Annotated in this window: 1 protein-coding gene; it reads left to right on the top strand. The window is 41.2% G+C overall.

Going from position 1 to position 1,808, the window contains the following annotated elements:
* Nucleotides 1-1,808: PKD domain-containing protein (locus Q4526_RS16420; RefSeq protein WP_215978232.1), on the top strand; the 1,808-nt coding region annotated here is incomplete at both ends.

The raw sequence follows: 1,808 nt of genomic DNA, 5'->3' as shown, positions 1-1,808 counted from the left end.
CCATAGATGATGGAGACATTGCCTCCTACTCTTGGGACTTCAACGGGGACGGTGTAGAAGATAGTAATATTGCTAATCCCAGTTATAACTTTGATGTAGATGGAATAGGGAGCTATACTGTAACATTATCCGTCTCTAGCCTGGATGGCTGTTCCAACACCAGCTCACAAGAAATCACACTCTATAACTCTCCTACTGATCCTGAATTTGAGTACGCAGCTTCATCTCTTTGCAGCAATTCTGACATTACATTTACGAATCTAACCCATGAAAATGGCGCCTCTGATGCTGTATCCTATCTCTGGGACTTTGGTGATGGAACGACTTCCTCTGACAAAAACCCCGTCTATGCTTTTGCTGATGCAGGTACCAAAACAGTCTCCCTCACTGCTATGATACCTGGCTGTACCACCTCTGTCTACTCTGATGACATTGAGATCATAGAAGGCCCCACGGTCGCCTTCTCTTATACCAACAACTGTTTCGAAGAGGCGATTCAGTTTACCGATGCCTCTACAGGATCAGATATCACAACTTACACATGGGATTTTGGAGATGAAACGGGAAGCTCCACTGACCAAAACCCAACTTATACCTTCAGCGCCACAGGAGACTATGAAATCAGACTCACTGTCTCCAACCTTGCAAATTGCGAAACCTCTTCTACACAAATTATTACCGTCTCTGATTCTGACAAAGCAGACTTCTCCTATGATCAAACCATCGAAAATATCCCTGTCAATTTTACTGGAGAAGACCTCTCTTTAGCTGATGACTATATCACTGATTGGGCATGGGACTTTGATGGATTAGGCTCTTCTGATCAACAAAACCCTCAATTTACATTTGACAACCCTGGAGACTATGAAGTAACCCTTGCCGCTAGATCAAATCAGGGCTGTGATGAACTCGTAACCAAAACAGTCTCCATTCAACAGGCCTCTGCACCTACTGCTTCCTTTGCGCTAGAGCCTACTGCTTGTCAGAACGAAACAATATCAATAAACAATAACTCCATCAATGCTGACTCTTTCCTTTGGGATTTCTGTAGTGGGGATTTACTCGAAAATGGGACATTAAACACCGATATTGCTACCCTTAACGCTGCTAGCAAAGTCGCCCTAAGAACTATTAAAGACCAAGAAAATTTCTTCTCCTTTATTTCAGTCTTTAATAGCGCAAACAAAAAAATCTACAGACTCGACTATGGAAATGACATCTCGTCAAATCCTACCGTAAATGATTTAGGAAATATAGGGGGGGTATTAACAGGCCCCTATGACTTAGATTTTATCCAAGAAAATGACACTTGGTATGCCTTACTCAATGACTTCTCTAGCTCAATAGTCTGGAAAATTACATTTGCCAATGGTATAGACTCGCCACACACAAATATTGAAGCCATCACTATTGATAATCCTGCTCTCATAACCCAACCTAGGGGTATTAAAATAGTCAAAGAGGGAGAAAACATATTTACCTTAATTAGTAATAACAGTGGCAATAAAACTACACTTTTAAGTTTCGGAAACAGTATTAACAACGATGCTACCGCTAAAACATTTGACGTAGATGGTAACGCGTTAGGCGTAGAACTAATCTACGACAACAACTCCTGGCATGGATACATAGTATCTAACGATGGAACAGGTATCAAACATTTAGCCTTTGATGGAAATCTATCTCAGGACCCTACCATTGAAGACCTTACTTTAGATGTTGACATTACCAATGGAACATACTTCAGAGTAAATTATGACGCAGGCAACTTCTATGGTATTCTAGCTACTAAAAACGGAAGCTTCTAC

Source organism: Gilvimarinus sp. 2_MG-2023 (genome assembly GCF_030547685.1).
Lineage (GTDB): Bacteria > Pseudomonadota > Gammaproteobacteria > Pseudomonadales > Cellvibrionaceae > Gilvimarinus.
The sequence above is the reverse complement of the archived record's forward strand: the minus strand, read 5'-3'. Positions and strand labels throughout refer to the sequence as shown.